At 60.4% G+C, this 1,762-nt stretch carries 3 protein-coding genes and 1 pseudogene; all 4 read right to left on the reverse strand.

What is annotated here, in order from left to right:
* Positions 1–37 precede the first annotated feature (37 nt).
* Positions 38–358, reverse strand: coding sequence for a hypothetical protein (locus tag AC08OU_RS18105; protein WP_476602013.1), 321 nt, complete (start codon positions 356–358; stop codon positions 38–40).
* Positions 355–1,374, reverse strand: coding sequence for an AAA family ATPase (locus tag AC08OU_RS18110; RefSeq protein WP_476605380.1), 1,020 nt, complete (start codon positions 1,372–1,374; stop codon positions 355–357). The genes AC08OU_RS18105 and AC08OU_RS18110 overlap by 4 nt, the downstream gene beginning before the upstream one ends.
* A gap of 39 nt (positions 1,375–1,413) precedes the next feature.
* Positions 1,414–1,548 carry an AAA family ATPase gene (locus tag AC08OU_RS18115; protein WP_462188373.1) on the reverse strand — a complete coding sequence of 45 codons (135 nt, stop codon included), beginning with the start codon at positions 1,546–1,548 and terminating at the stop codon, positions 1,414–1,416.
* Positions 1,545–1,762, reverse strand: a pseudogene (locus AC08OU_RS18120) (DUF262 domain-containing protein); the annotation flags it as partial. The gene AC08OU_RS18115 and the pseudogene AC08OU_RS18120, both read right to left, overlap by 4 nt.

The raw sequence follows: 1,762 nt of genomic DNA on the forward strand, positions 1-1,762 counted from the left end.
CAGGTCACAGGCCTGTGGAGGGTTCGAAACGCGCAAGTTATTTCATTTCGACTCCGATGACGATTTCACCGTCCGCCACCACCGTAGAATCGTCATCCCACTCGACACATTTGTCGAGCAGTCGCATGAGCAGGCTACGCACATCCCGGTCCAGGCCTCGCGCGGCGGCCAGGACGGTGGCGATGTCCGGCCCGAACACGAACTTACCCGCTCCCCATCCGCTCACAATGCCGACGATCTCCCCGCTATACCGGAGTTCGACCAGCAGCTGAGCGAGTTCATCGAACTCACGTTCGGCAGCAGCCCAGTCGAGGACGCCGGCGCAGCCTAACGCCTCTTCGTCGACGATGAATCTCACGTCCGACGCCTACGCACGCCGGCAAGGCTGGCCAGATCACGCTCACCCTGGTCGAAGAAACCAGACGGCCAAGTTGTCAGGGCCCCGGTCTCGGTGATGTCAATGGCCGTTCGCTCGTTTTCCCCGAAATAATGCAGGATTACATCTCCGGCCGGTAGGATTCGATCCTCCGCCACCCCCAGACGGATCCCGTTAACGACATGATCGCTATGTGTCTCGATGATCGTCTGAACGCCAGAGGCCGCGAGCCGCGCAAGGAAGCGCCCCATCATCGACTGACCCGCTGGATGCAGATGCGCCTCAGGATTCTCCACCATGAAAATCCCACCGGGAACCGCAGTCAACGCCGCGACACAGACCGGCAGCGCATAGGAGAGACCGAATCCGACGTTCGCCGGCCGTAGCCAGGGCGCGGTCAGTGCTGCAGGCTCACGAAACCGGACCAGGGCCGCGTTCGTACCCGGTAGCCAGGTCGCCTCGACCGCCACAGGCCGGACGATCGAGGACAGCCAGAGAGCAACCTGGCTTCCCATGGTGATCGAGAAATCGCGATTCTTGGTGTCCGGGTGCCAAAGATCCGCTCCTATCTGTGTCCGCTCGCGACGGGCAAGGACGTGAGCGGTGAACTGGCCTTGATGCCCCACTCGCAGACGACCGTCGTCCAGGGTCGACACCTCGAGCAGGTCACGCGGTCCAAGGCGCTCCGCCGAGAGGTACGTGTCAAGCGGCACACACGCCTGCGAGCCGTCCGCAACCACCGACGACACACGCAGAAAGGTCGAGCGGTCCTCCGGAACAAAATAGTCGATCTGACGACGCGAGTCCGCGGACCATTGAACGATGGAGATCGTATTGTCGACGGCAGCCAAAAAGAGCACGTCCAACGCCTCACCCAGCGCAAGACCGTACGGACCGTTCAGCGGGACCAGAGTTCCGTCGCCCTCGGCGGCGAGTTCCGCGAGCAGAAGCGATTGGGGGACGTAATGAAGTAACAAATACGTGATCGAGAGCATCATCGCAGGTCACAGGCCTGTGGAGGGTTCGAAACGCGCAAGTTATTTCATTTCAACTCCTTGGACAACTGTACTCTTACCTGCATTGTTCAGGCCGGTTAGCACGGTGAGAGACCTGAAATCAAGGCTCAGGTCGGCGAACGCCTTGAAGTTTCTGACCCGAAGCCGCTCGATCATTCGACACCTGAGGCAACGACGCTTCGAGTAATCGCGAACCGGTTCTGGACTCGCATCCGATCTCCCGTCGAGGCCGTGACGGCGGTGATATAGATGGAATCTGACTTCATCAGGCTCCGAGCCTTCCGTCTAATTCCCTGCGCTACGGAAGCCGACTTTATCCGTCCGATCCGCGCCAGCTCGACCGTCCAGCTCTCAAAGAGAGCACGATTGA

Source organism: Frankia sp. CcMO1 (genome assembly GCF_977945845.1).

What these genes read in the sequence shown, in the direction of transcription:
- AC08OU_RS18110 (WP_476605380.1), bottom strand. Translation starts at nt 1,374, where the DNA reads ATGATGCTCTCGATCACGTATTTGTTACTTCATTACGTCCCCCAATCG.
- AC08OU_RS18115 (WP_462188373.1), bottom strand. Translation starts at nt 1,548, where the DNA reads ATGATCGAGCGGCTTCGGGTCAGAAACTTCAAGGCGTTCGCCGACCTG.